This window comes from Paenibacillus sp. J22R56 (assembly GCF_056269375.1).
The window spans coordinates 314,471-339,722 of the sequence record NZ_JBWDNV010000011.1; the positions used below are offsets into that span (position 1 = coordinate 314,471).

Annotated in this window: 22 protein-coding genes; 16 read left to right on the top strand and 6 right to left on the bottom strand. The window is 47.3% G+C overall.

Translation table 11 applies throughout. The annotated features are described in order from the left end of the window. Nucleotides 1–133 precede the first annotated feature (133 nt). From AC0YNT_RS25955 to bshB2, 3 genes are all read left to right on the top strand, one after another. A complete protein-coding gene (locus AC0YNT_RS25955) occupies nt 134–688 on the top strand; it encodes a GNAT family N-acetyltransferase (protein ID WP_475807204.1) in 555 nt (184 codons plus the stop codon). Nucleotides 689–771: 83 nt separating this feature from the next. Next, on the top strand, nt 772–1,119 hold the full coding sequence (locus AC0YNT_RS25960; protein ID WP_208420346.1) for a YojF family protein: 348 nt from the start codon (nt 772–774) through the stop codon (nt 1,117–1,119). Nucleotides 1,120–1,210: 91 nt separating this feature from the next. After that, on the top strand, nt 1,211–1,867 hold the full coding sequence (bshB2, locus tag AC0YNT_RS25965) for a bacillithiol biosynthesis deacetylase BshB2 (RefSeq protein WP_475807205.1): 657 nt from the start codon (nt 1,211–1,213) through the stop codon (nt 1,865–1,867). A gap of 63 nt (nt 1,868–1,930) precedes the next feature. Here bshB2 and AC0YNT_RS25970 read toward each other — a convergent pair whose 3' ends face one another. The 3 genes from AC0YNT_RS25970 to AC0YNT_RS25980 are packed head-to-tail and all read right to left on the bottom strand — an operon-like array spanning nt 1,931 to nt 4,650. Next, nucleotides 1,931–2,929, bottom strand: coding sequence for a MetQ/NlpA family ABC transporter substrate-binding protein (locus tag AC0YNT_RS25970; RefSeq protein WP_475807206.1), 999 nt, complete (start codon nt 2,927–2,929; stop codon nt 1,931–1,933). A 43-nt stretch (nt 2,930–2,972) separates the two neighbouring features. Then, nucleotides 2,973–3,635 (bottom strand): methionine ABC transporter permease, encoded by a 663-nt coding sequence (locus tag AC0YNT_RS25975; RefSeq protein ID WP_475807207.1) that lies wholly within the window; start codon nt 3,633–3,635, stop codon nt 2,973–2,975. Then, a complete protein-coding gene (locus AC0YNT_RS25980) occupies nt 3,625–4,650 on the bottom strand; it encodes a methionine ABC transporter ATP-binding protein (RefSeq protein ID WP_475807208.1) in 1,026 nt (341 codons plus the stop codon). Before AC0YNT_RS25980 ends, AC0YNT_RS25975 begins: the two co-directional genes overlap by 11 nt. A 446-nt stretch (nt 4,651–5,096) precedes the next feature. On the opposite strand from AC0YNT_RS25980, the gene AC0YNT_RS25985 reads away from it, so the two are divergent. Genes AC0YNT_RS25985 through AC0YNT_RS26000 form a run of 4 tightly spaced genes read left to right on the top strand, consistent with a single transcriptional unit; the run spans nt 5,097 to nt 11,079 of the window. After that, nucleotides 5,097–6,482 (top strand): LLM class flavin-dependent oxidoreductase, encoded by a 1,386-nt coding sequence (locus tag AC0YNT_RS25985; protein ID WP_475807209.1) that lies wholly within the window; start codon nt 5,097–5,099, stop codon nt 6,480–6,482. Between the two features lie 17 nt (nt 6,483–6,499). Next, nucleotides 6,500–8,734 (top strand): SfnB family sulfur acquisition oxidoreductase, encoded by a 2,235-nt coding sequence (locus AC0YNT_RS25990; protein ID WP_475807210.1) that lies wholly within the window; start codon nt 6,500–6,502, stop codon nt 8,732–8,734. A 26-nt stretch (nt 8,735–8,760) separates the two neighbouring features. Further along, a complete protein-coding gene (locus AC0YNT_RS25995; RefSeq protein ID WP_475807211.1) occupies nt 8,761–9,738 on the top strand; it encodes an aldo/keto reductase in 978 nt (325 codons plus the stop codon). 36 nt (nt 9,739–9,774) lie between these two features. Beyond that, on the top strand, nt 9,775–11,079 hold the full coding sequence (locus tag AC0YNT_RS26000; protein WP_475807212.1) for a homocysteine synthase: 1,305 nt from the start codon (nt 9,775–9,777) through the stop codon (nt 11,077–11,079). A gap of 60 nt (nt 11,080–11,139) precedes the next feature. Here AC0YNT_RS26000 and AC0YNT_RS26005 read toward each other — a convergent pair whose 3' ends face one another. Continuing rightward, entirely contained in the window at nt 11,140–11,748 is a 609-nt protein-coding gene (locus tag AC0YNT_RS26005; RefSeq protein ID WP_475807213.1) for a transglutaminase-like domain-containing protein, read from the bottom strand. Nucleotides 11,749–11,884: 136 nt separating this feature from the next. On the opposite strand from AC0YNT_RS26005, the gene AC0YNT_RS26010 reads away from it, so the two are divergent. The 6 genes from AC0YNT_RS26010 (at nt 11,885) to AC0YNT_RS26035 (ending at nt 14,998) form a co-directional block, all read left to right on the top strand. Then, on the top strand, nt 11,885–12,229 hold the full coding sequence (locus tag AC0YNT_RS26010; protein WP_475807214.1) for a DUF1801 domain-containing protein: 345 nt from the start codon (nt 11,885–11,887) through the stop codon (nt 12,227–12,229). 185 nt (nt 12,230–12,414) lie between these two features. Next, the gene (locus AC0YNT_RS26015) at nt 12,415–13,134 is read left to right on the top strand and encodes a GntR family transcriptional regulator (protein ID WP_475807215.1); all 720 of its coding nucleotides are present in this window, start codon (nt 12,415–12,417) and stop codon (nt 13,132–13,134) included. 18 nt (nt 13,135–13,152) lie between these two features. Next, complete coding sequence (locus AC0YNT_RS26020; RefSeq protein ID WP_167278866.1) at nt 13,153–13,524, top strand: iron chaperone; 372 nt, start codon at nt 13,153–13,155, stop codon at nt 13,522–13,524. A gap of 1 nt (nt 13,525) precedes the next feature. Further along, nucleotides 13,526–14,047: a GNAT family N-acetyltransferase gene (locus tag AC0YNT_RS26025; RefSeq protein WP_475807216.1), complete on the top strand. Its 522-nt coding sequence runs from the start codon at nt 13,526–13,528 to the stop codon at nt 14,045–14,047. Between the two features lie 20 nt (nt 14,048–14,067). Continuing rightward, complete coding sequence (locus AC0YNT_RS26030) at nt 14,068–14,547, top strand: DinB family protein (protein ID WP_475807217.1); 480 nt, start codon at nt 14,068–14,070, stop codon at nt 14,545–14,547. A gap of 136 nt (nt 14,548–14,683) precedes the next feature. Next, nucleotides 14,684–14,998: a hypothetical protein gene (locus AC0YNT_RS26035; RefSeq protein WP_475807218.1), complete on the top strand. Its 315-nt coding sequence runs from the start codon at nt 14,684–14,686 to the stop codon at nt 14,996–14,998. Nucleotides 14,999–15,502: 504 nt separating this feature from the next. Here AC0YNT_RS26035 and AC0YNT_RS26040 read toward each other — a convergent pair. Both AC0YNT_RS26040 and AC0YNT_RS26045 read right to left on the bottom strand, forming a co-directional pair. Next, nucleotides 15,503–17,125, bottom strand: a complete 1,623-nt coding sequence (locus tag AC0YNT_RS26040) for a response regulator (RefSeq protein ID WP_475807219.1) — start codon at nt 17,123–17,125, stop codon at nt 15,503–15,505. A gap of 23 nt (nt 17,126–17,148) precedes the next feature. Next, the gene (locus AC0YNT_RS26045) at nt 17,149–18,861 is read right to left on the bottom strand and encodes a sensor histidine kinase (RefSeq protein WP_475807220.1); all 1,713 of its coding nucleotides are present in this window, start codon (nt 18,859–18,861) and stop codon (nt 17,149–17,151) included. A gap of 221 nt (nt 18,862–19,082) precedes the next feature. Here AC0YNT_RS26045 and AC0YNT_RS26050 point away from each other — a divergent pair, with 221 nt between their 5' ends. The 3 genes from AC0YNT_RS26050 (at nt 19,083) to AC0YNT_RS26060 (ending at nt 25,240) form a co-directional block, all read left to right on the top strand. Next, complete coding sequence (locus AC0YNT_RS26050; protein WP_475807242.1) at nt 19,083–19,967, top strand: ABC transporter permease; 885 nt, start codon at nt 19,083–19,085, stop codon at nt 19,965–19,967. Nucleotides 19,968–19,980: 13 nt separating this feature from the next. Continuing rightward, a complete protein-coding gene (locus tag AC0YNT_RS26055) occupies nt 19,981–20,859 on the top strand; it encodes a carbohydrate ABC transporter permease (protein WP_475807221.1) in 879 nt (292 codons plus the stop codon). A 73-nt stretch (nt 20,860–20,932) separates the two neighbouring features. Then, nucleotides 20,933–25,240, top strand: coding sequence for a carbohydrate binding domain-containing protein (locus tag AC0YNT_RS26060; protein ID WP_475807222.1), 4,308 nt, complete (start codon nt 20,933–20,935; stop codon nt 25,238–25,240). The last annotated feature ends 12 nt before the right edge of the window (nt 25,241–25,252 follow it).

Below are 25,252 nucleotides of genomic sequence, written 5' to 3' on the forward strand. Positions count from 1 at the left end.
TTATACAGTGTTTCTGTCCCTATAGAACGGGATGCTCTGGAGTTTGGCAAAAGCTTAATGATGTAAATTCGTTTATCTTGCACGAACATTGTATACTTATAGTAGCTTTATGATTAGGAGGAGATCAGTCATCATGTTTACTCGAACAGATCATATTGGGACTATTCAGTCAGATATAGAAGTCTTCCAGGCAAGGGAAGAAGATACAGCGGCTGTTCTGCAGCTTCTTGTTAATACAGCGGAATGGCTGAAAAGCAAAGGTTCTACGCAATGGAGTGGTCTGCTGCAAGGAGAAGACTCCCATCGGACGCCGGAAGCGATTAAGCGCGGCGAAGTGTACATTTTTGTCAAGAACGATACCTTAATGGGTATGGTTATGCTCATGCAGCAGGCAAGTCCATGGGACAAGGAGCTATGGGGTGAAGAAGGGCATGAGAATTCCGTCTACCTGCACAGGCTGAATATTAACCGGGAGGCAGCGGGCAAAAATCTCGGTGAAGAGATCATTCGTTGGGCGAGCTCAGGCATTCATTTCCCGGGGAAAGACCGTATCCGACTTGATTGTATTGCCAATAATCCGAAGCTGAACGATTTCTATAAGAACAGCTGCGGCTATGCGTTTAAAGGAACGGCAGTAAATCCGATTGGTGAATTTAATCTTTATGAGAAGCCGGTAACGATTAGCTAATCTAATTGTTGTAATTCCGATCGTTTTACTATACAATCTTCTCAATTACTCGAAATGATTTGTACGTTTAAGGAGGATCCAAGATGATACAACCGATTCAACCGGCGGAAATACAAAGACGTCTGGACAGCTTGAAAGATCAGGATGTGTATATTCATCTTGAGATGACGACAGGAGCTTACGCGGCTCATATGGACGCCTCTAAGCACCCGGCAGCTACTTTTATAACCAATGCGGTTATTCAATATTCACATGGTTCGATCTCCGGCAATGGTCCATTCCGTGTAGGACTCAAAATGAATCACGGATGGGTATACTCGGAAGGTCTTACCCATTATGTAGAAAGTGAGCCGGAACGCCTTATTCTCGCCGGCCATGATCAGCAGGGCAAGCTAGTTGTATCGCTGCAGCTCAGCCGCGAACCGTTCTAGACGCAACTAATGCTTCCGAAGCAGCTTTTATACAAAATTCCTGGCTTATATACTGCAATGTGCTGTAAAAAAGCTTTAAGGAGAGATAAATATGGAACAACGTATTCTAGTCGTCCTGCCGCATCCTGATGATGAAGCTTTTGGATTGTCGGGGACGCTTGCACAATTAATAGACCAAGGCGCTTATGTCACTTATGCGTGCTTGACGCTTGGGGAGATGGCCCGGAACATGGGAACTCCGCCGTTCGCAAGCCGGGTGACACTGCCCCAGATTCGCCGGAAGGAGCTGGAAGAATCCTGCGCAGCCATCGGCATACAGGATTTGAGAACGCTTGGCTTCCATGATAAAACGATTGAGTTCGAGGATAAAGTGCTGCTCGATGAACATATAAATGCTCTTATAGAAGAAGTACGCCCGACCCTTGTTGTCACTTTTTATCCGGGTTACAGTGTCCATCCCGACCATGATGCGACCGGCGAAGCTGTTGTTCGCACGGTGGGCAGACTGCCTGAGGCAGAGCGTCCGCCTGTGTATTGCATGGCGTTCTCCCGGAACCATGAACAGGCAATTGGCAAGCCGGATATTTCATTTGATGTCCGGGATTATCTGAAGAATAAGATGGATTCCATCAAAGCGCATCGCTCCCAGTTCCAAGCAGGCGAGATTCTTGGAGACAAGGATCATACGGACAAAGAGCTTCGGGAACGGTTCGGAACGGAACGGTTCTGGACGTATACGTTTAATTAATGTCAAAAAGCCGACCTCTCTGTGCATGGCACAGAGAGGTCGGCTTTTTATAATCGCGGAGGATTATTTCTGAGCTGTTTTTATTTCGGACTGGAGTTTGTCTAGTTCACCTTGCAGCGTTTCGGCCGGAATGTCGATGACAACACTGCCGCCGTTGGAGTCCTTTTTCACACTTTCAATAATTTCAGGATCTTGGTATAGCTTGGCGATTGCACGGTAGGTTTCATTGTCTTTATCTTCGACGCGGGTCGCGAATACGTTCAAGTACGGGCGAGTTGTCTCGGATAACGGATCATCATGGAAAATCGCATCCGACAGTTTCAGTCCTGCTTGACCTGCAATCCCTCCGTTAATGATGGAAGCTGCTACGTCTGGCAACACGCGTGGCGTTTGCTGAGCCACTACCGTAACGATTTTCAGCTTATGCGGATTATCTACAATATCATCTGTTGTGCCGTACAAACCAACATTATCCTTCAGTTTCAGCAAGCCTGCTGCTTGGAGGACAAGAAGGCCGCGTCCTTGGTTAGCTGGATCGTTTGGAATCGCAATTTGTGCTCCGTCAGGAATTTCAGACACATTTTTATACTTTTTGGAATAAAGGCCTAGCGGAGAGACGACAGTTGATCCGATAGGTACGATGTTCAAATTATGCTCGATATTAAATTGACTGAGGAAGGCGAGATGCTGGAATGAGTTCACATCTACTTCTTTGTTAGCGAGCGCAAGGTTTGGCAAGGTATAGTCTGAGAATTCAATGAGCTCGATATCCACATTGAGCTGTTCTTTTGCCTTTTTCTTTAAGAGCGGCCAAGTCTCACCGTCTGTGCCCGAGACTCCGATCTTCACTTTAATCGGCTCTTTTGGTTTCTCTGGCTCTGGTGTTTGTTCAGCCGCCGTATTGGCTGCAGAGGGGGAAGCATTGGCTGCTGCCGTCTTCTCCGACTTCTCCGAGTTAGCCGAAGCCGTCGTATTGTTGGAATCTTTGTTGCTTCCGCAAGCGGACAGCACCCCTACAATCAAAATCAGCATGAGACTTAGGAAGAGAACCTGCTTTTTCATCTTCAACACACTCCTTTTATTTTTTGTATATTGAGATCCCGTCTTATCGGCGTAAAAATTTACGTGAAATCGTGTTGCCGAGAAATTGGGCGATCTGCACAAGGATAATAAGAACTACGATCGTGACGAACATGACGGATCCATCGAATCGCTGATAGCCATAAGTCATCGCCAGATCACCAAGTCCGCCTCCGCCAACCGTGCCGGCCATTGCGGAGAAATCAATAAGCGCGACAGTCATAAACGTCAGCCCGAGAATAAGAGGACCAAGCGCTTCGAGGATAAGAACTCCTACAATAATCTGAACGGGGCTGGCACCCATCGCCTTCGCTGCTTCAATAATGCCAGGATCAACAGCGACGAGGTTGTTCTCAACAACCCTTGCAATAACGAAGGCGGCGACGATTGTCATCGGGAAGATTGCGGCCCATGTACCGATGGTTGTTCCAATGACCGCGCGGGTGAATGGACTAATTGTGACGAGGAAGATAATGAATGGAACAGGGCGTATAATGTTGATGGCAATATTAAGAAAGGAGAAAACAAAGGCGTTCTCCAGAATGTTACCCTTGCGTGTGACAAAGAGTAAGAGCCCGATAATTAACCCCAGAACAGCTCCGAATATTAAGGTGAAAATCACCATCGTAATCGTCTGACCCGTTGCCTCGAATATGCGCGGCCAGAACGTATTCCAATCAACTTTCATGATCGATAACCTCCCTTACTTCCACATTTTGACTCAGCTCATAAATCATCGGATCGAGTTGCGGCGTCTGATCGGGAAACTCTACGATCAGGCTGCCGAACAGCTGCCCCTGCAGTTCATTTATGCTGCCATAAATAATGTTGAAGTCGATATTGTATTTCCTGGAGGTCTGCGACAGGATCGGTTCGCTTGTTGTACCACCTTTGAATACGATTCGATAAAGCCTGCCTTTGTGGGTTTGCTTCAGAATGTCCAGCAGCTTCGGAGAAAGCTTGTCGTTTTGAACAGAGCTGATGAAGTTTCGGGTCGTTTGTTTTTGCGGATTTGCGAAAATATCAAAGACCTGACCTTCCTCAATGACTCGACCGTTCTCCATTACCGCCACCCGATCACAGATCGTACGGATCACATGCATCTCATGGGTAATAAGAAGGATCGTAATGTTGTACTCCTCATTCACTCGCTTGAGCAGCTTTAGAATCTCGCCTGTTGTCTCGGGATCAAGGGCCGATGTCGCTTCATCGCAAATGAGGATATCCGGTGAAGTAGCAAGCGCCCTTGCGATACCTACGCGCTGCTTCTGCCCACCGGACAGCTGCTCTGGGTATTGATCGGCTTTATCCTCGAGTCCAACGAATCGGAGCAGCTCGGCAACTCGAGCTTTGACCTGTTCTTTTGGTACTCTTGCCAGCTTAAGCGGATAAGCAATATTGCCGTATACGGTACGTGAGTTAAATAGATTAAAGGTTTGAAAAATCATGCCGATCTGTCTGCGCAGCTTCCTCAGCTCCCGGGAGGAGATCGAAGTTACGTCCTGATCATTGACGACTACTCTTCCGCTCGTTGGTTTCTCTAATAGATTGACCAGCCGCAGCAGGGTGCTTTTGCCTGCACCGCTAAAGCCGATGACCCCGTAGATTTCTCCTTTATCAATGGAGAGAGAGACGTTATCGACTGCGTTAACCACCTTTTTTTGAGATAGGAAGGTTTTAGACACCGATTCAAATTTGATCAAGTGAAGTTCTCTCCTTTATTGCGTATTACTTTGAACAAAGTTTAGTAATCGCATATGTATACTCAGAAAAATAAATAAAAAGTGGCCTCTTCTATTTGCAAGAAGAGGCCACTTAATCAGACTGGGCTCCTCTATCTCAGGCAGAGATATGGTTCGCACAGTTCTGAAATGATCAGTCAGCTGTATCGAAAACAACACTATTTAACCATTTGTTGCTTATTGGAGGCGGATTTTTTTATATCCATGTCTCCAACTTGGGATTTACTATAAAGCGTTAGGAAGGGTGCTGTCAATCCCTAAAAATTCAAAATTATGATAGCTAAGGTTACGCTTGACATCCATCTTTCTCCAGTGGTAGAGTAGCCTCAAATTCTATATCCGTTTTATTTTATCGGAATAGTAAGATTGTTCTGGCATAGGTTTGAAGAAAGGGAAGGTGAGGCATCTTGGCTAAACAAATCTTGTTTAATGTCTTCGAAATGTCGAGTGCGATGCATAATTCGCATGGGCTTTGGAAGCATCCGGACAACGAAAGAACACGGCGTTACAAGGATTTGGATTATTGGACGGAGCTTGCGCTGCTGCTCGAGAGAGGGAAGCTTGATGCGGTTTTTTTCGCGGATGTAATTGGGGTATACGATGTCTATAAGAAAAGCAAAGATGCCTCCATTCGGGATGCCGTACAGGTACCACTCAATGATCCGGCGTTTGCTATCCCCGCGATGGCGCAGGTGACGAAGAACTTGTCGTTTGCCCTGACGGTCAGCACAACTTATGAGCATCCTTATGCGCATGCCCGCCGGATGAGCACGCTGGATCATTTGACGAAAGGACGTTTTGCCTGGAATGTGGTCACCTCTTATCTTCCAAGCGCTGCGCGGAATTTCGGGCTTGATGAGATGATCAAGCATGATGATCGTTATGAGCTGGCAGATGAGTTCCTTGATGTCTCGTATAAGCTGTGGGAAGCAAGCTGGGAAGAGGATGCCGTCGTCAATGATCGGGAGAATAAGGTGTTCGCTGATCCATCGAAGGTGCATGAGATTCATCATGAAGGCCGGTTCTTCCGTGTTCCTGGGCCGCATCTTAGCGAGCCTTCACCGCAGCGGACTCCTGTTATTTATCAGGCAGGTACATCACCTAAAGGTAAGGAGTTTGCGGCGAAGCATGCGGAGTGCCTGTTCGTTGGAGGACCAACGCCGGAGCAGACGAAGCAATCCATTCTAGAGATTAAGAGACTTGCAGAATCATACGGCCGTAATCCGGATGATATCAAGGCATTTACGTTCTTGAATGTCATTGTTGCGGAAACGACGGAGGAAGCGGAAGCTAAATTCGAAGAGTACAAGCGGTTATGGAGCGGGGAAGCGGCGAAAGCGCAATATGGCGGCTCCAGCGGCTACGATCTAGCGGAATATACCGATCTGGATGCGGTATTTGAATATAAACATACGGAGCATGGACAATCCCGGGCGGCTTCCTTGACCAAAGATAATCCGAAGAAGCTCACCGTCCGCGAGGTGCTGGAAGGTTTCGACACGATGAAACGGAGATTTGCGATTGTCGGCAATCCTCAGGAGGTGGCGGACGGGATACAAAGTTATTTTGAGGCGACCGGGGTGGACGGGTTTAATCTTACGCATATGATTACGCCGGGTAGCCTGGTAGATTTCGTTGATCTGGTCGTTCCAGAACTGCAGAAGCGGGGGATTTATAAAACGGAATATGCACCGGGCACCTATCGGGAGAAGCTCTTTGGGCAAGGCAAACGCCATTTGCAGGAAGGTCATCCCGGGGCACGGCTTCGCAACTTGGTACAAAGCAGGGTGTAGAGAGGAGGGGGATGGCGATGACCACTCCGGTACAACTTTTGACGAGAACGGTGACACCGTTGCCTCATGCGCTTGGGCTTGCTTATCAACTAGGTGAGCTGATCGTAGGTTTCAAGCGGCGGGGAATATCACTATTGATGAAGCCCAATGAAATCGAGATCAGCTTTAATGATTTGCAAACATATACGATACGCTGGGATGAACCTTTGGAAGGGTTATCTTTGCTCGCAAGCGAGAAAGAGAGTCGTGTCATTCTTGGCATAACTCCGTTATTCCGCCGGGGCTCGTTGCTTGTCCGGTCTGATTCTGATCTACGCGGCATTCAGGATTTGAACGGGGTGGAACTAGGAATTCCAAAGCTGGCTGACCGCTCCTTGGATCCTTGGCATGCTGCAGCAAGCAAGGCCGTTCAGGATTTTCTAGGCAGTACGAACAGCTATGAATCTTACAGAATAAAGATCGCTCAGCTTATCGTTCAGTCGGCTGCTATTCCGGAGGAACAAGCAGTTGCGAAGAGGCTGACGGAAGCCTTGCTGTCGGGTGAAGCTGACGCTGTGTATGCGGAGGGAGTACTCGATCAAAGGCTGCGCTCGTTCATCGGGGCACGCTCCATTTATTCCAAACGATACGCCGTACCGATTCTTCTAACCGCTCCGAGACGGTTCGTAGAGCAGCATCCTGATGAAGCGAAGCGGCTTCTTGGTCATATTGCAGCTGCAGCCGAATGGGCCGGCCGGCATGGAGAGGAAGCTTACCGTCTAACGGGTCATCTTACGGGAGTTCCTGAGAAGGAAATACCGGCTGTGTTCTCGGATCATTTGCATGCCCAGCTTGAAATAGAGTTGACCTCTGATCTTATCGCAGAGCTCCAAGAGATTCAGGGCTGGCTCGTAGACAATCATTTTTTACAGGAGACGCAGAGGCTGGATCTAGGGGCATATCCTTCAAAGAATTTGCTAATCGAAGGACGGGAGCTTTTCGCTGGCGGAACCATTCCAAGTCTGAAACCCAAAGAGCTATCTCCTTATGCAATAACAGATGTGCCACGGGATTATTTCACCGATCGGCGGCCTGTCAGGCTGCTGAAGACAGAAGAGGAAGTGATCGAAGCTGCAGTGCGATACGCCGATTCGATCAAGGATGGAGCATCGGAACGTGATCGTGAACGGCGATTACCGTTTGCAGAGCTAAGGGAGTTATCCGAGAGTGGTCTGCTGGGGGCAACTGTTCCTAAGGTATATGGCGGAGCGGGAATCTCAATGGCGGCATTAACAGCAACTATACGAATAATTGCTAAAGCAGACGGCTCGATTGGACAAATTCCGCAGAATCATTATTATTTCTTGAAGGTCGTTGAGCTGGTTGGAACGGAAGAACAGAAAAGGCTCTTTTTCGGTGAGGTGCTTCGAGGGGCATTGTTAGGCAATGCAATAGCAGAGCGTGGCGTAAAGAAGGACTTCAAACATATGTCGACCCGATTAACGAGGAGCGATGGAGAGGTGGGCTACCGGTTAGCAGGCACGAAATATTATTCAACCGGCGCCTTATATGCCAACTGGATTCCGGTGGCTGCGCTGAACGAGGAAGATAAACGGGTTATCGTATACGTCCCGAGGCATGCCCAAGGGGTGACAGTTATTGATGATTGGTCCGGGATAGGTCAGCGGACAACCGGGAGCGGTAGTGTTATTTTGCAGGACGTAGAAATTCCTGAGCATTATGTCTTACCGAATTATCAAATTTTTGATTTGCCAAATACGTATCTGGCGTACGGTCAGATTTTGCATGCTGCCATTGACGCCGGGATTGCACAAGCTGCACTCGAAGATGCCGCAGCATTCGTGAGGGAAAAGAGCCGACCTGCCTATGGCAGTGGTGTGGAGAGCGCTTCGGATGAACCCGATTTGATCCGGCGATTTGGTGAGCTGGGTATTCGCTTGTATGCTTCAGAAGCCTTGCTGGAGAAGGCTGCAGCGGCGATAGATAAATCAGAAATCCTACCAAACCAAGACCATGTAGGGCAAGCGGGCCTGCTTGTGGATGCTGCGAAATACAGCATGACAGAGACGGTCATTGAGGTGACGAATGCTTTATTCGAGGTTGCTGGAACGGCTTCAATGGATCATAAGTACAATTATGACCGCCATTGGAGAAATGCACGTATTCACACTCTTCATGACCCAGCGAGATTGAAGCTGCATCATGTTGGGAACTGGGTGCTGAACGGCATATACCATGAGCACAAGATGTAAACAATTCGATAAAAGCAGGAGGAATTATGGAATACAGAACGATTGGCAGGACAGGAGTTCAAGTATCGAGTTTATGTTTTGGCACCATGTCATTTGGCGGGAATGCGGACCGGGAAACCTCACTGGAGCTGTACAAACGCAGCCGGGAAGCCGGTATTAATTTCTTTGATACAGCCAATGTGTACAGCGGTGGAGTAGCGGAGGAATGGCTGGGTGAATTTATCGCCGGGCATCGGAATGAGCTGGTTCTTACCTCGAAAGCAGGGTTTCAAGCTGGTCCCGGTTTAAATGACCGTGGAGCATCACGCCGGCATTTGACCCTCCAGGTTGAGGCAAGCCTCAAGCGGCTGCGCACGGATTGGATCGACTTTTATTTCATCCATCGTTTTGATCCATTAACGGATATTGAGCAATCGATTCGTGCGCTGGATGATCTGCAGAAGCAAGGCAAGATTGGTTATCCTGCGGTGAGCAACTGGGCAGCCTGGCAAATTGCGAAGGCGCTTGGCATCTCCATTTACCAGAGCCTCGCTCGCTTTGAACTGATTCAGCCGATGTACAATCTGGTCAAACGGCAGGCTGAGGTTGAGCTTCTGCCTCTAGCAGAGTCGGAGCAGCTTGGCGTCATCTCGTACAGCCCGCTTGGGGGCGGGCTGCTTACTGGCAAGTATGGCGCGAACCATAAACCGGACTCCGGCCGGTTGGTTGAGGTGAAAAACTATTCTACGCGGTATGGGGAAGACAGCTACTATGAGACGGCTGACCGATTTACGGCTTATGCTGCCGAGCATGGTTACCATCCTGCCTCGCTTGCCGTTGCATGGGCTGGCAGCCATCCTGCTATAACGGCGCCAATCATTGGTGCTCGTAGTGTGGAGCAGCTGGAGTTCTCCCTGGCTGCAGCGGAAATTACGTTAACGCAGGAGCAAAGAAATGAAATTTCCCGGTTATCGGCTGAGCCGCCGCTTGCGACGGACCGCCGTGAAGAGCAGCAATACGTTTGATCTTATATAAACTGATAAGGAAAAGAGGAATGAACAATGAGCGAAACAAATAACTACGGCTTGGAAACTTTGGCGGTGCATGCGGGACAGCAGATCGACCCAACAACTTTATCCCGGGCGGTACCGATTTACCAGACGACTTCGTATGGCTTCCGGGATACGGAACATGCGGCGAACCTGTTCGCTCTGAAGGAGTTCGGTAATATTTATACACGGGTCATGAACCCTACAACCGATGTATTCGAGCAGCGTATTGCTGCGCTTGAAGGCGGTGTTGGTGCACTAGGGGTTGCTTCCGGACAAGCAGCAATTACAACATCGATCTTGAACATCGCAGGTGCGGGCGACGAGATCGTATCCTCCGCTTCACTCTACGGCGGAACTTATAATTTATTCGCTCACACCTTCGCTAAGCTTGGTATTAAGGTTATTTTCGTAGATTCCAGCAACCCGGAAAACTTCCGTCAAGCAATTACGGATCGCACAAAAGCAATCTACGGCGAGACAATCGGCAATCCAAAAGGTGATGTGCTTGATATTGAAGCGGTAGCGGCTATCGCCCATGAGAACGGCATTCCGCTTATCGTGGATAATACGTTCCCAAGCCCTTATCTGCTGCAGCCAATCAAGCATGGCGCGGATATCGTTGTGCATTCGGCAACTAAGTTTATCGGCGGTCACGGCACTACGATTGGCGGCGTTATTGTAGACGGTGGCAACTTTGACTGGGAAGCCAGCGGCAAATTCCCGGGTCTGACCGAGCCTGACCCTAGCTACCATGGCGTTGTGTATACGCAAGCAGTTGGACCAATCGCTTATATTATTAAGGCCCGTGTACAGCTGCTCCGCGATTTGGGTCCTGCTCTGTCACCACTTAGCTCGTTCCTGCTGCTTCAAGGGCTGGAGACACTGCATCTGCGATTGGAGCGCCACAGCTCTAATGCGCTTGAAGTGGCGCGTTATCTGGAGAACCACGAGGATGTTGAGTGGGTAAGCTACCCCGGTCTGCCAAGTCACCCATCCTATGAACTCGCACAAAAATATTTGCCGAACGGCCAAGGTGCGATTCTTACCTTTGGGATTAAAGGCGGGGCGGAAGCGGGCAAACGACTGATTCAGAACGTGAAGCTGTTCTCTCATCTGGCCAATGTTGGTGATTCGAAGTCGCTCATTATTCATCCATCCAGCACGACTCATGCCCAGTTGAAAGAAGCCGAGCAGCTTGCAGCCGGCGTAACACCTGGACTGATCCGTCTTTCCATCGGCACGGAGTCGATTAAGGATATTGTGCAGGATTTAGAGCAGGCGATTGAAGCAGCGAAAGCTCTACCGGTTGCTTGAAAATAGCTTTGGAGAAAATCCCTGGTCATTTTGACTAGGGATTTATTTGTTTACACTGACTTATAACTCAGCAGGTAAACCATGCAGGTACATCGTTCTGCAATCGTTATGCCGTTGGAGAACATCGATGGTCTTCGGATGAGGCGTCACATAGATGATTGGGTAATCCAGTTCCTCAAAATGCTCTCGGATAGGAAATGCAAGCTGTTCCTCCACCAGCGAGAACCGAGCATCAATTCCCGGTTTATTACCGCGAGCATCTAGTCGGATCCACCTGTCGGCAGATCGCAAATAGACGGCATTTAATGCGTGGATGACGTAGCCGGTTTCTGGTGTATCCCCAAGTGTTAGCCGTTGGTAGCAGTAACCTGCCGGAATGCCCTGACTCCGTAATATCGCGCATAGTAGATTCGATTTAGCATAACAAATGCCTTCTTTGTGGGCAAGAACATCGGTGGCCTTGCAGGTAATACGAGTGCTTTGAATGTCCCAAGAATGGGAGATCCGGTCACGGACAAATTCGAAGGCAGATTGGATAAATGCTGTTTCATTCGTGGACTGACTATGAAGCTCCTCCGCTAAAGCCAGAATAGAGGGATGACGATAATCAATCCATTCAGATTCGGCCAAATAGTCGGTTAATGAAGATGATTCACAACGGAAAGACATAGAATAATTCCCCCATTAAATTAATAGTTTCTATAATTATGCAACTAAGTACATATTTATTCAATAAGTATGTTTTCTATTATTTGGTCAAAATGGTATAGTGAATAGTAGAAAGTGAGCTAAGGGAGAGGATCGTATGAAACTGGAAGAGGTTACGTCTTTTATCACCGTATTAGTTCAGCCTTGGCAAGTTGATATATGTAACAAGCTTCGGGACATGGTTCATCAGACGGTGCCAGGGGTCGAGGAGAGAATGCAGTATAAGAAACCGCATTTTTTGAAAAATGGCAAGTATGCCGCGGTCATCTCAACAGCGAAAGAAGCAGTCAGCTTTGTTATTTTTAATACATCAGAAGTGGATTTTCCGGAAGGACAATTCGAAGGTCCGCCTGAACGGAAGACGATTAAATTCAAGTCAGGACAACCGGTTGATTATGACCTGTTGGCATCCTTGCTGAATAAGGCATCGGCAACGCTGTAATCAACTGCTTACACAAAGAGAACCAGCAAGTTACTGAAAGATTTTTTCATTAACTTGTTGGTTCTTTTTTTATTTCGGTCAAACATTATAATGTTCATTGACCTCCAATGGTAATCGATGTATCTTAACAGTATAATAGCCGATATTAGGATGAATGAGCGGTAGAAAGGTAGGAACAGACAGTAATGAAGCTGATACGAAATAACAGGCCTCTTTATATACAAGTGATGGACATCATTAAGGATCGGATTTTGCACGGGGTGTACCCGGTTGATTCGAATATTCCGTCGGAGCCGCAGCTCGAGCAAGAATTCCAAGTAAGCAAAATAACGGTACGTAATGCGATCAAAGCGCTCGTGCAGGAAGGATATTTGGAGACGAGCAGCGGCAAAGGCACGAGGGTCATCCGCAATACGTCGTCCTCCAAGCTGTCCAAGCTCAAGCGTTTCACTGAGGTGTTGGTAGAAGAAGGCCATCAGATTGGCAAGCAGCTAATACGTGCAGGACTCACCGATAATGAGGAAGGATCAGAGCCGTATCGCTTCTTTGGTCCACAAGCGTTAAAGGTGGAGAGGTTGTACCTGCTTAATGGCAAACCATATATTCATTACACACATTATCTGAATGCCGAGCTCTATCATCAAAGCACAGATGATAATCTGACCATTCAATCGCTTTACGACTGGCTGGAGGAGCAAGGGGTAGTGCCAGTGCGCTATCGGGATGAGTTTGCGGTATCGCCAGCTTCTGAAGCCGTGTTGGTATCACTCGGGATCACTACGGAGAGCGTTATTTTGCTAAAAAGGTCCAGGTTTGCTTATGGAGCAGATGAAGAGTTGATTGAATACAGCGTAGGCTTTTATAATACGGACATGCATCCTTATGTTGTCAATTACGATGTGTAAAGACGAAAGGGGTCTGACATGGAAGCGAACAAGAAAACGTACAACACGATTGATGAATATATTGCCGATTTTCCCGCCGAACTGCAGGTCATTCTTACAAAAATCAGGCAAGTGATCAAAGAGGCTGCGCCAGATGCGAAAGAAAAGATCAGCTATCAGATGCCGGCTTTTGAGCTGAACGGCAATCTGGTTTATTATGCCGCTTTCAAAAAGCATATCGGATTCTATCCGACAGCTGGCGGAGTTAGTGCTTTTCAGGAGGAGTTGTCCGCTTATAAAGGGGCCAAAGGCTCCGTGCAATTCCCTTTCAATAAGCCTATTCCGTACGAGTTAATCGGACGAATTACCGCCTATAGAGCGGCGCAGAACAGGGAGAAGGGGAGCAAATAGTATGAGCGAAGTCTATTTGGTTCGTCCTGCTATGGAGTGGAAAGAAGCATATCTGGATTTCTATCAGGAATGGATAACAAGCGGAGAGGATATTGTTCCTTGGGTGGTGGAGCAAGACCCTTCCGACTTTGAATCGATGATTCAGTGGTTGGATGATCACTCGAGTGGTATTGATCTGCGTGAAGGATGGGTACCTGATACGACCTATTGGCTTGCTACAGCAGATCGGGAAATTGTTGGTGCAGTCAATATCCGTCATGAGCTGACGCCGTGGCTGATGGACAGGGGTGGACATATCGGGTACGGAATCCGCCATTCGGCAAGAAGAAAAGGTTATGCGACGAAGCTGCTTTCGCAGTCACTTCAGAAATTGAAGGAGCTTGGCGTTCACCATGCTCTTGTCGTTTGCGATGAGAGTAATGTGGCGTCAGCCAAGACGATTCTAAACAATGGCGGTAAAGAAGATGAGCGCTTCATCGAGGAAAATGGGAATGTGATCAGACGGTTTTGGATTGAAGTCTAAAATGAGAAAAGAGGATTAATATGAATCAAACCTTACTTAATCATCTTGCTTTTGTACGTCAAGTTACGATAACTGCGGCACAAGGCTTGTCGGAACAGGCGATGGATTACTTACCTGAGGGCTTTAATAATAACATCAGATGGAATCTAGGCCATATTTTTGTCATCCAAGAGAAGTTCGCTTTTCAGTTTGCAGGTGAGCCTATGCAATTACCGGATAACTTTGAACGTTGGTTTGCCAAAGGAACGAAGCCTGCAGATTGGCAGGAGGAGCAGCTTCCAACCCTCGACGAATTGCTGAAGCTGCTTGCTGAGCAGCCTGTACGGATCAAAAAGGAATTGCAGTATCGTCTAGGCGAGCAGGTGAAAGCCCCACTCACAACTGGTAACGGTTTGACCCTAAGCACCATTGAGGAATTCCTAAGCTATACCCTGTTCCATGAAGGGATTCACTTTAATGCAATTAATACACTCAAACGATTTGCGGCTAACAGCCTGTAAGGAAACCTTCCTAAAGGTCTAGGTTAACTGTTTCGAAATTTGTCAATTTTCACACAAGCCAGTCGAAAAGTTTTGGGCACCTTAATCAACATGTCACCTTTCATCGCATATGGTGTAGTAAGGTGGTGATGATGAAGTGACATTTACACTTGTCGACTGGATTAAGTACACGTTGTGGGGCGTATTCGGATTCATGATTATTGATTTCGTAATTGCCTTTTCCAAGTCGTTCTGGGAAGGAAGCTTCAAGCAGACATCATTTCTTCCTTATCTGAAGGACATTCTATTCTACGTATATCCGCTATATTTCCTCATATCGATTGTAGCTTTGGACCCGACGGAATGGACGCTTATTACGTTGTACTTCATAGGCGGACTATCGCTTATAGTCAAGTACGTAATTGACATTATCGACCGGTTCCGTCCAAAAAGCGATGAAGAAACGGATTAAAAGCACTTCGCAATTAAAAGTTCTTCCGAGCTGTTGTTTCCGGATTCTTTGAACAATCGGACTAGAGGTCCGAATCCGGAAACAAAGGCTTCCTCAGAACCTTTACTTGCTCCGTTTCGAACAAGTGAAACCAATGCAAAAAAAGACCCCTTAGGGTCTTTTTTTGCATGTGAACACGCCAAACTAATAAGTCACAAAAACCGTACTACAGGGGTCGAAAGTGCGAGCAGCAGGGTTCGTCGAGCCAGATAGAAGCGGGTAAATAAAAAAAGACCCGCAAAGGTCTTAACTGTTTCATCCTAAAACGATGAAACAGTTTTTTTTGTGGCGTAACGTGTGGCACGGAGCAAGTAAATGTTCTGGAGAAGCGGAGCGTTCGCCTTTGTTTTCAAAGTTTAACCTTAGACAATTAAATTCGAAAAACTTTGAAAACAACAGCGATCGGAAGAACATTCACTTGCGCAGTGCCATGCCCTTCATATCCTTCCACCTCGTTACCCACAACTAAACCCGAGCATCGTCCCGATACTCTTGGGGAGTCACATCAAAGAACTTCTTAAACACGCGGATGAAATAAGCCGTGTTATTATAGCCAACAATCTCAGCAATCTCGAACACTTTACCAGGTGTTGTACGCAGCAGGAAAGCCGCCTTTTCCATGCGCAGCCGATACACATATTCCGTCAGTGGCTCGCCGGTCTCAGCTTTATAGATTTTCGACAGGTACACAGGATGAAGATGAACATGGTCAGCAATAGCAGGCAAAGACACATCCTTCGCCAGATGAATATCGATGAAGGATCGCACTGAACGGACGATGGAACTATGATTATCCTTCAGTTCTTGCTCTGCATCTTCCCGGATTCCCTGCAAAATACGAATCGACCATTCCATCAATTGCGCCGCAGTGGTATAAGCAGGAGAATGGAAGAACTTCAAGGCTTCAGGAGACAGAACCGTTGACAACAGCTTGCCATTTTTGTGGATGATATACGAAAAAGCTCCTGCCAGCACGTGATAAGCCTCAATTAACTGCTCGGATACATCCTGCTCATTGCCCGCCTCCAGCATATCGCGGAAGATATGCCTGATTTTGGCCTCAATGTCATCAAACCTTCCGGCATCCAGAAGACTGATCAGGGTAGGGGGTTCGTATAAAGACCAGATCGTATGGATCGAGCCAGTCTCCACGGCTTCTTGTGTGGTGACGAATAATCCTTTCCCATGTCCCATCTTCCTGCGCATAGTAGTAACGGCTTGCTCGTAGATCTCTTTAGCCTGACTAGGGAACTGCCCCCAACCTCCGACCAGTATGGAGATGGCTCCCTTAAGATAGTTCTGAACATTCATTTGGATTTGCGCGGCATAACGTTCAAGCAGACTCTTCGCATCTATTCCCGCAAAGGAAGAATCCCTTGGCTTGACCAGCAGTACGATATAATCATGGGCATCGCGAGTATGCCAGATATAATAATCATTTTGCATCATTTCACTTGTAATATTGCAGATGGCATATTCCATAAGTGCCGCATCTTGTCCGGGCATTTCTGCAAAACGCTCTTCCATCCGAATAAGCATCATACTTATGTTATCTCCATCAGCAAAAGGCAGGCCAAGCAGCTTCAGCTTGTCCGCCACGGCAGCCTGCGAGCTGCCTCTAAGCAGCTCATTCAGCGTATTCGCACGAAGCAGCGGCAGATTCTCGTTTAAGGTATAAAGTGTCTTCTGGTAGGAAGCAACCTCTTCCCATTTTTCCTTGATCTGATTAACGACACGTTGTACGGACTCAAGGAGATCCTCGTCACTAACCGGCTTGAGCAGGTAATCGAAAGTATTCTGGGCGATCGCTTGTTTGGCGTAGTCAAAATCGGCATAGCCGGTGAGCAGAATCGTTTTTATATGCGGCCATTTGTTGTTAATCTGCGTAATTAGCTCAATCCCCGACATTCCCGGCATTCGGATATCTGTGATGACAATATCAATGGCATGATCCTCCATCATTTGAAGGGCCATTGGGCCGGATAAGGCTTCATGGACAACCGTAATTCCACATTCTTCCCATGGAATCGTCTCCGCTAGTGTCTCTACAACGGACCGTTCATCATCTACCAATAAGAGCTGTAACATGCTGATTCACCTACTCTTTTATATTAAGAACTTGTGTCATTCCAAGAAATAGTCGTCTTGACTCCGCCTAATTCCGAGCGGGAATAGGTGAGTCCAGCTTCTTCGCCAAATAAATAAATCAGTCTCTGATGCACATTCCATGTTCCACAGCCCATTTTATCATTTAGTGGTTTGGTAAGGCTGAGCTGCAGCTCATTTATCTTTTCATCGGACATACCAACTCCACTGTCTTCTACGGTAATTCTGTAAACGCCATCATTTTCATGAAAACCTCGGATGATGATCTCCCCATTCTCCACCTGCGGCTCAAGACCATGGACAATGGCATTCTCAACAATCGGCTGCAAGGTTAGTCGGGAAATCGTCTTGTCCAATATATCATCGGGCACATCAATCGTAAATCGCATCCTCTCAAGCCGGAGAGACTGGATTTCCAAGTAATTGGTGACCATTCTGACCTCTTCGCGAATGGTTGCGACATCGTTCTCGGACCTTGTAATGTAGCGGAAATATTCCCCTAAATTCAGCGCCATAGCAACCACGGCCTTTTCATTTTTCATCCGTGCCATGTTCTTGATATAGAACAAACAGTTGTATAGAAAATGCGGGTTAATCTGGGATTGAAGATGCTTTAAGGTCGCCTCGCGTCTGCGAAGCTTCTCCTCGTATACATTCTCAATCAGCTCTTGAATCCTCTGGGCCATAATGTTGAATCTCGCCAGCAATAGGCTGAACTCGCTGTTGCCGGAGTGGCGCAAACGGACCGAAAAGTCACCGGATGACAGACGTTTGGTTCCTCGGACAAGCTGCAAAAGTGGCAGCTGGACACTGCGGTAGATAACGAATATAACCGCAATACTCATGACAAGCAGGACCGCAATCGAGGTATAGAATAAATTTCGGCTGTTCGTGATGGGACTTAGAATTTGCTGCATCGGAACATAATCGACGTAATACCAATCCAGACTTTTGGATTTGATGTAAGAGACATAGTATTCGGTGTTGTCCAGCTTAGTGCGGAATCCTCCTTTGTCGCCAAGACGGGATGATTTCAGCTTTTGCGATAAAAGAGCGATCTGTGGTTCGTTGGCCGTTTTGTTCCGGATTGTACCTTGTGAGGCATTGAACAGGAAAGGATCTCCGCTGTTGTTCACTTTGTTCTCGTCCAGCATGGTCTTTATGTGATTGATCGGAAAGTTGATTTTTGTAATCAATCGAGCATGACGGGGATTGGACATCGCTGTCGTTGGCTCGGTTGCGTACCAGACGAAGCTGTCCCCCATATACTCCCATGATTTGAGGAACGGTTTGGTAAAAGCATCCTCTTGATACGAAATCGTATTGTAATATTCCGTCGACAGAGCATCTCCAGTACGCGGGAAGTATACCGTAATTGTGGAATGCCATTTGCTAGCCGCGTTGTACAGGTTCATTTTTTCCAGAATAGCTACACTCAACCGCACCCGCTCATAGGGCTGCCCTTTAAAGTCAGGACGCTGGAATTCCTGGATACTGGAGTCTTGTCCAATCGATACGCCATAGAGTGATAATTGATAAATATTTGACTCGACTTGGGCAGCAAAGGAGGACAAACGATTGGTTGTGCCGCTTTGGATTTCATTCTCGATCACACGCACACTTTCCCGGTTGGAGTAAGTGTAAAGGGATAGGACCGGGATGAGCAGGAGCAGGACCAAAAGTGAGATTTTGGTGAAAACATTAAAGCTAAGCAGCAAAGAGAGGACCCCCTAAGATAGTTAAAATATCAATATCGTTGTTGCAATATTAGGATATAGATCGGAAATCGGCGTTGCTATAATCGTTATATTACAAGGTCAGGACGACCTAGCAAAGTAAAATATTTTGTCAGAACATGGGGGATGCCGCGGTGAAAGACACAGTTATACCATCAACAACGCAACAACAAAAACGCCGTGTTTCCAAAAACAAATGGAACATGAAACGGAATTGGCCGCTTCACTTGATGCTCTTGCCGGCGCTTTTGCTTGTCATTATTTTTCAATACGTCCCGATGGCCGGGATTGTTATTGCCTTCCAAGATTTTAAGCCTTGGAAAGGATTAACCGGTTCCGAATGGGTAGGACTAGACAACTTCCGCTTCCTGTTCAAATACCCGGATATTGATCAGGTGATCTGGAATACGCTCGTTATTGCCTTCTTCAAGATGGCTGCCGGACTGGTTGTTCCGTTCCTATTCGCCATTCTGCTCAATGAGATTAGGATGATGGCATTTAAGCGGGTAACACAAACGCTGGTCTACTTGCCGCATTTTATGTCGTGGGTTATTCTCGGGGGCATCTTGCTCGATATTTTGTCTCCAGACGGAGGGCTCGTCAATAAGTTAGTGACGACACTTGGAATGAAGCCAATCTTCTTCCTCGGGGATAATAACTGGTTCCGATTTACCTTGATTATCAGTGATGTTTGGAAGGAATTTGGATTCGGAACGATTGTCTTCCTTGCTGCTTTGGCGGGAATTAATCCGGCGCTTTATGAAGCGGCAGAGGTAGATGGCGCGACTAGGCTGAGACAGACCATTCACATTACGATGCCGGCGCTGATGCCAATTGCCATTGTGCTTGGAACGTTATCGATTGGCAATATTCTGAATGCAGGCTTTGATCAGGTCTTCAACCTCTACAACCCTCTCGTGTATGAGAAGGGAGATATTATCGACACCTTCGTTTATCGGCTTGGGATTCTGAATGGGAAAATGAGCTTTGCAACGACGGTTGGCCTGTTCAAATCCGTTGTCGGAATTGTGCTCATTGCCACTTCGTACCGATTAGCCTATAAATTTGCGAACTATCGCGTCTTCTAAGGGGGTTCTACTTTTGTATTACAAAACGTTAGGCTACAGGCTTTTTAATATTGGCAACTATGTATTTCTAGGCCTTCTATCGCTCTTATGTATTCTGCCTATTATTCATATCCTTGCAGTATCGCTCAGCAGTATGGCACCAGCTAATGCCAATCTCGTAGGCTTCTGGCCAATGGGATTTACGACAGATGCTTATGAGAAGACGTTCGGTAATTCCAACTTCCTTAACTCCTTGTGGATATCGGTTGAACGGACCGTATTATCTACGGTGATTGGTATGATCATTGTGTTGCTGACTGCCTACCCCCTGTCGAAGGATGACCAGAATTTCAAAGGACGCACGATGTACATCTGGATCTTTGTCTTTACGATCTTGTTCAGCGGGGGACTTATTCCAAGCTACATTCTGATTCAAAAGATTGGACTTATGGACTCCATTTGGGCACTTATTCTGCCTGGTGCAGTGTCGGTCTATAACATCATTCTGATGCTGAACTTTTTCCGCGGCTTGCCCAAAGAGCTTGAGGAAGCAGCACATCTGGACGGTGCAGGTCAGCTCAAAACGCTTATTCTTGTGTTCATTCCTTTGTCTATGCCGTCCATTGCAACCTTGTCGTTGTTCACGATGGTTTACCAGTGGAACTCCTGGTTTGATGGGATGATCTATATGCGGGATATCAAGGATTATCCGCTGGCTTCATTGCTTCAAACGATCATCGTGCAGCAGGATTTCAGTAAGATCAATGTCGATGCGAAACAACTAGAGAACATTTCGAATCGTACTGTACGTGCTGCGCAGATCTTTATCGGCGCACTTCCGATTCTTCTTGTGTATCCATTCCTTCAGCGTTTCTTCGTAAAAGGGATGGTCATCGGCGCGGTAAAAGAATAGCCATAACAACTGTAGGAAGAAGTGGCCGCGCAAGCGGCCTCATCTATAAAAAACAAAATAAGGAGGAAATACTATGGTTAAAAAATGGATGTCTCGAATGGTCATTTGCAGTCTGTTGGCTTCCTTTGCCAGCCCCGTTATCGGAGTGAATAGTACGTATGCTGCAGAGTCAACTCCAATGAAGTCGTTTCAAGATCTTGAAGGGCACTGGGCAAAATTTGCGGTAGACCGTATGGCTTCACTTGGTATTGTAAGCGGTTACGGTACGGGGGTCTTTAAACCCGGCTCGTCGATCAGCAGAGCTGAATTTATTACGATGCTGGATCGTGTATTTGGTTTTGCTGGCACGGAATCAGCAGACTTTGATGATGTAGCAGTGGATGCCTGGTATTATGATGCGGTTACAAGAGCAAGCGGATCAGGCGTTGTGAATGGAATTGACCCTGATCATTTTGCACCAAATGCACAGATTACGAGAGAAGATGCTGCGGTTATGATTGATCGGGCGTTTGAGCTCTCAACAGGTAACGAATCCGATGCCGAACTTAAGCAGTTTAAGGATTATGAGGCTGTTTCCAGCTATGCAAAGAAAGCGCTTTCTTATTTGGTAGATGAGAAGTATATGAAAGGCTTCAACGATAAGCTGCAGCCAAATTCGCCAATTACACGTGCTGAATCTGCTGTTCTCTTGTCCGGCATGATTGGTGATTTGATCACGAAGCCAGTCGTCTATGATGCTTCCAAAGTAGAGGGCAATCTGATCATCCGCGCAACCGATGTTACGGTCAAGAATACAGCGGTGCATGGCAGTCTGCTGCTGGCTGAAGGAATTAAGGAAGGCGACGTAACGCTTGCCGGTGTTACGGTGACAGGCAAGACCGTTATTAAGGGCGGCGGAAGCCACTCGGTTGTCTTTAATGGTGTAAAGCTGAATAACGTATCCATTAACAAACCTGGAAGCCCCGTTCGAGTTGTTTTCTCGGATGGTACTCATGCAGAGCAGGTAAGGATACTAACACCAACGGATTTCGAATGGTCTGAAGATAGTGAGGTTGGGACACTTCAGGTTCAGTCCGATGGTGTTACGGTGAATGATAAGCCAATTCCTACGGGTACGGAGACTTCATTAGGAGCCGGAGCATCCGGTACAACGAATCCGCCAACCACAACAAACCCGCCGGTAGCTTCAGGCGAGACACCAGTACCGTCTACGACGATCCCAGACAAGGATTGGAAGCTGGTCTGGAATGATGAATTCAATAAGTCCGCTATTGATACAACCAAATGGACAGTTGTGGACACGGGTGTTGTCTACAATAATGAGCTGGAATATTACTCGCCAAATAATGCCGCTATTGAGAAGGATGGAGACCGTAGTGTCCTGAGCATTAAGGCTAAGAAAGAAGAGTATAAGGGCAGCAGCTATACGTCTGCGAAGCTGATAACGAAAGAAAAAGGCGACTGGACTTACGGTAAAATGGTCGTTCGCGCCAAGCTGCCTGTTCAGCAGGGCATGTGGCCTGCATTGTGGATGCTGCCAACCGATGAAGCGCATTACGGCGGATGGCCGGCTTCCGGTGAGATTGACATAATGGAGCTAATTGGCGGAGCGAATAAAAATAAGGTCTTTGGTACGCTTCACTATGACAGTGTTCAACCGGACGGTTCGCATGGCTCCGATCAGAACAGCTATGTGCTGCAGAATGGTGCGACCTTTGCCGACGACTATCATGATTTTCAATTAGAATGGCTGCCAGGGGTTATTCGTTTCTATGTTGATGGCCAGCTTTATCATGAAGTTAGAGATTGGAAGACCAAGGGACCGGGGCAGCCAGAATATTATACATATCCCGCACCATTTGATAGACCCTTTTACATGATTCTGAATCTGGCCGTAGGCGGAGATTGGCCGGGAGCGCCAAACGGAGATTTTACAGCAGATCAGATGAACGTGGACTTTGTACGGGTATACGAATATAAGAACTTGGACAGCTGGCAAGACGTAACGGGTAATCCTCCTGCACCTGAACCAAAACGTGCGGCGCAAGAGGACGGTAATTTGCTCTACAATGAGAAGTTTACGCAAGCTACGGATGCAAACGGAGTTCCACCATATTGGCAGTTCCTTTTGAACGAAGGCGGAAGTGGTCAAGTGGCTGTTGTGGATGATGAGGCAAAAGGGAAAACGGCTAAAGTATCGATCATGAATGCCGGTACCCAGGTCTATTCCGTACAACTGACCCAAATGCCGGTCTACCTGCAAAAGGGTAAGAAATATAAAGTAACTTATGATGCCAAAGCGGATGCAGAACTGAACATTATGTCGAAGGTGAACCAGTTTGAGAAGAACTGGAAGGTCTACTCTGGCGAACAGCAGAGCCATTTGACGACGGAGTGGCAGTCTTATGAATATACCTTTGATATGGTAGAGAGCACCGACAATAATGCTAGATTTGAATTTAACCTTGGTAAAGATGCTGCAACGAGTGCCTACTTCGCCAATGTGAAGCTTGTAGAGATTGGGGATGCCTCACCGCAGCCGGAAGTTCCGGTGGAACGGACGACGCTGCCGGATGGCAACCTCATCTATAACGGTACATTTGATCAAGGCTCGAATCGACTGGCCTTCTGGACAACTTCAGTAGCCGAGGATGCGTCAGCTGATTTCAGCGTGAATAATTTCCTCGCGTTCCCTGTGATGGAGCGGCAATTGGTTGTTGATGTTGCCAATGGAGGAGCGGAAGCGGATGCTGTAACCGTCTCTCAACCAGGATTGGTGCTGGAGAAAAACAGCGAGTACGCGATTTATTTTGATGCGAAGTCTGACACGGCACGTAAGATGAATCTTGATGTGGCCAGCAGCCACCCTGTTTTGTTTCCAAGTGGTAGTGAAATTTCGCTTGGAACAACGATGCAAACCTACTCGACAGAGGTTGTGATCGGGGATGGTTCAGATAAGGCTGAAGCGGAGCTCAAGCTGTTATTTGGCGGAGAGAACGGCAAGGTACTGGTAGACAATGTTCGATTGGTGAAGCGTGGCGCACCTGTCTCGGTATCGGGTTATACTCATATTCCTGCTGCCGGCGCGTGGGAAATGCAGGGTTTGCAGCTTGAGAGCGCAAGTGAAGGTGGCAAGAATGTCGCCTATATGGATGAAGGCGATACGCTGAGATACAAGATTCGTGTAGAGCGTTCTGGTAAGTATGCGATTTCAGCGAGAGTAGCGAGTGGCCAAGAGGATTCGCAAGTCCGTTTGAACGTCAAAGACGAGACAGGTGGCCTTATTGCACAGTCAACTTATGACCTTGGCAGCACAGACGGATGGCAGAAGTATAAGACGATTTATTTGGACCCAGTAGAATTGGAAGCTGATAACAGCTATTACATTGATTTCGAGGGATACGATTACAACACTCTTTGGGTAGATATGTCGCCTAATATCGTAACAAACGGTGATTTTGATACGGACGTGAGTGGTTGGAATCTTACTCCTGGTGCCCCGGCTTCCCTCAGCAGGTCAAGTGGTGGCGAGCTTGTTGCGACTTTGCCTGGTACTAGTGAGAACTGGTGGGATTATACGCTGCAGCAAAGCAATGTGAACATGGTGAAGGGCAAATCTTACAGGCTGGAGTTTGATGCGTCTGCATCGAGCTCGAAAAATATACAGGTTGTTGTCTCGCAGAGCAGCGGCGAATTCGCCAAGTATCTGGAGCAGACAGCTGGACTGACTGCAGACCAGGCTCATTTTGCTTACGATTTTACAATGGATAGTGATTCCGATCCGGCTTCTGTCCTTGTGTTTGGATTAGGCAATTCGGCAGCAACTGAAGGGGCAAACTCGGTTACGATCGATCACATTATGCTGTATGAAGTGAATGGTTCGGCAGAGACAGGAGGGCAGCCTCTTAACGTAAACCTGCTGCAAAATGGCGGTTTTACAAGTGGGACAGAGGGATGGTTCTCCTATACGGCAGCTCCAGGTCAACTAGCTATCGCCGCAAATAATAACAAGCTCGAGGCTTCCATCGGCTCAGTAGGCGATAACGCTTGGGATCGTCAAGTGATTCAAGAGGGCTTCGCGATTCAGCAAGGCTCTAAGTATCAGTTTACTTTCAAAGCAAAGGCTAATACGGCTAGAAAATTAGGAATTGGCATTGGCTGGGTAGATGTTCCGGCTGGATATGCGTGGCATGGTTACTTCGGCCAGCAGGTCGATCTGACGACAGAGGAGCAGACCTTCACCTTTACCTTTGATGTGACAGATGGCAGCTATGATCCTTCTCGTATTTCCTTCGATATGGGTAATATTGCGGGCGGCAATGCCGGTGATACAACCATTACGATCTCGGATGTAAATCTGGTCAATTTGGGACCGGTCTAACATCATTTTATA